The organism is Candidatus Ichthyocystis sparus (assembly GCF_900078745.1).
Taxonomy (GTDB): Bacteria; Pseudomonadota; Gammaproteobacteria; order Burkholderiales; family 2013Ark19i; genus Ichthyocystis; species Ichthyocystis sparus.
This window is the reverse complement of the sequence record NZ_FKII01000066.1, coordinates 1-3,225: the sequence shown is the minus strand read 5'-3', so window position 1 is coordinate 3,225 and position 3,225 is coordinate 1. Positions and strand designations below refer to the sequence as shown.

Annotated in this window: 1 protein-coding gene; it reads left to right on the top strand. The window is 40.5% G+C overall.

The window, feature by feature from the left end; genetic code table 11:
- Positions 1-715: 715 nt before the first annotated feature.
- Positions 716-3,225: hypothetical protein (locus A6733_RS07180; protein WP_141663482.1), on the top strand; the 2,510-nt coding region annotated here is incomplete at its 3' end.

The following is a 3,225-nucleotide window of genomic DNA, read 5'->3' as shown; positions in this document are numbered from 1 at the left end:
TGAATGTCTATGTTGCACGTGATACATGATTTTTCAAGGTTTGTACGACCTTTGTATAAACTACAAAGGTACTGTACTACTCGTAGCATCGATCGATACTTGTATTTTTTTATTTAATTGATGGAATTTGCATTTTAAGTACACTGCAGATAGTGTTTTAGAACATTCGTACGAGAGCTGATCTTGTATACAATGGTTGTTTTACGTAATTCATAGTATGCCTACTTGTCTTATTCGTATGGTGTTGGTTGTTGGTTAACTGCCATATATATTATTCCGTTGTTAATTTAATTTATTTTGCTGCTTTTAACATAAAATATTTGTTGATTTTTGCTGGTAAGAATGTTGTTGCGCACATTCCATTGATGTACTTTTGTTAAATTTTCAGTTAAGTAATTACAATAGGTGTACTATATTGATACTTTGTTTATGCAATTAATTGTTATTTATTGTACGTAAATATTTGTTTTTTTTGGGTTATATACAAGTTACCATCTATCATCGTGACTCTGTGTGTGGGGTTGGTGTGTGGATTGTTTAACTGATTGAAGCGCAATAATTTGAAGCACGATGGTGATAACGTGCGGCTTCGTCTCCGATTATGTTCCCTATTTGTGGTGTTGAGTGCGTTTAGTTGTTGGGCTGTGCTTGCTTCTCTTTTGTGTGAGTTGATAAAGTAATAGATGACAAATAATAAATATAAAGAGAGCTTGTTATGTATCCTGTATCATCTGTAACCAGTAGTGCCGCTGCTTTTGTTGGTGCCCCAGATAGCGAGGATGATGGCGCCAACAAGGGAGGTACTGTACAGGGTGGTGATTTGCAGCAAGTTGAGGTTACTGCTCCAGCTGCTTCGACTGCTGCTGTAGGTAAGGGAGTGAGTGCTGGGGGTAAAGGTAAAGTTCCTGCCAAAAAACTTGGTACTTCTATTGCTGTTTCTTCTTCAGCTACTACTACAGTTAAGGGAGCTGGTTCTACTAGGGGTAGGGGTAGGGGTTCTGCTCAAAAATTAGCCGCTGTTGCTGATTTGGATGTTTTAAGTTCGCTGGGTGTTGCTTTATCTCCTGAGAGCGCTCAAGTAGTTGAAGGTATATTTCTTAAAGCTGATGCGTTGGCTAGACGTATTTATAGGAGCGTGGTAGCCAAACAGCTCCCATCAGATGTGAGTGACAAACTTACCGTGACTGGGCGAGGTATCTGGCACTTTACCTATAGACTGATGTGTGAAGATAGTTTTGTGTACAAATGTCTCCGCGAGTACCACTATAAGCACCGCCCTGGTTTTATACGTGCTCTTCCTAGCATTCAAGTATTATCTAATTCTCCTGATCGTAATGTAGTGCCATTAGCTGGAGGTGGGTTGTTAGATTTTTTGTCGAGACTAGATGGTGCTATACATAATAGGATAAAGTCTGTTTTTGGCTCTTGTTGGAGTGAAGTTTCTGTTACTCTGGAAGGAGAGTCTTTGAGTGCTGTTAGTTGTAAAGATTTTATCAACGTCCTCGACATTGCCGATATTCCACCATTAGCAATGTCGCCGATGTTGATGACTATGGCAGAAAATGCAAGAAGAAAGGGTCTTGCAAGAAGTAAAGTTACGGTTGAGTGTGCGGCATCGGGGGTTAGTGCCGCTGATCTTGCACACTCTTCCCCTTCCGGTTCCCAATCATTACCATCTCAGCATCATACTGAATTGTTATCTAGTTTGCATTCTCAATCTGAGTCACGAGCAGAACCTTCGTTTCCACCAGGAGAGGCTTCTGGTGCAACTTCCGAATTGACTCTGTTGTCTTATGTTGGAGTTTCTTCTGATCTGATTGCAGCTAAAGTGCACAAGGATGATGGTGTTTCTGTTTCTACCAGCACTGATACAGGGGTTGTTCTTTCTGCTGTTGGGATACCACCTATTTCTTCTGAGGCAGCGGATACCTTGGCCTCTTCTGCAATTTATTCTCCCTCCCCTTGTGTTTCACTGTCTATTCAGTGTGTTGATTTGCCTGGTATTGAGTTACATCCTGATAGTGCTGAATTAATTAATAAAATCTTTCAAGGAGTTCGTAGATTTGCCAAAAAGTCTTTATCGTATTCTATGATCAATTATATCTCAACGGTATTGAGTAGTGAACTTACGGTGGTTAGGGAAGCTATTTGTTTTAAAACCTATAAGGAACTGCATCTGTCTAAATTTATGTGTAAGTTGTCTTGTATGTATCACTATAAGTATTACCCCAATTTTATACGTGCTCTTGGTAGTGTTCTAGTACTATCGAGAAGTGCCACTGATCCTAGGCTGGTGCCGTTAAGTGGAGCTATGTTACTAGATTTTTTATCTAGACTAGATTGTGCTATTCGTGAGGTAGTTTTGTCTATATTTAACTCGGAGTGGGATGGGTTGGTAGGTGAAATTCTTTCTGAACTAGAAGGTGAATCATTGAGTACTCTTAGTTGCAAAGATTTTATTAGAGTCCTCGATGTTGTTGGTGTTCCTGTAGTAGCACTTCCAATTTCTCAAAGATATTACACAACAAGAAGTAGAAGACGTGCGATACTTAAAGGAGAGATGTCGGGAAGTGGTAGTAAATCTGCAGTTGAGGTTGCGGATTCAGGAAGTAGCACTGTTCCATGTACTCAATCTGAGATGCTGCCTAGTTCTTCTTCAGCCACTACTACTTCAATTACTGCTACTACTGTAGGTAAGAGGGTGAGGAGTACTAGGTTGGGTAGAGGTAGGGTACTTATAGGTAAGGCTCTTGCCCAAAGACGAGGTACTTCTATTGCCGTTTCTTCTTCATCTGTTGCTACGGGCAAGGTGGTGGCTGCTGAGAGTGGTGGGTGGAGGTTTTCTGCTCAAAAATCTGTTGCTGCTCTAGATTGTGCTTCACTATGTGCTATGGTACTTCCTGGGTGCGCTCTAATGATTAAAGATCTCTTTTCTAAAGTTGGTGCACTTGCCAGAAGTATTTATGAAGACATGGTAAGCAAACAGTTTCCACCAGAAATAAGTGATAAGCTTTCAGTGACTGAAAGAGCTATTTGGTACAGGACCTACAAGGCGACGTGTGAGGTTAGCTTTGTGTCCAGGTGTTTTGGTGAGTACTATGCTGAGCACCGCTCTGATTTCATACGTTCTCTTTCTAAAATTCAAGTATTATCGGATGACAAAGGTAATTTGCTAAATTTTTTGTTGGAGTTGGACCGTGCTATACGTAGAGAGATGGAATCTAT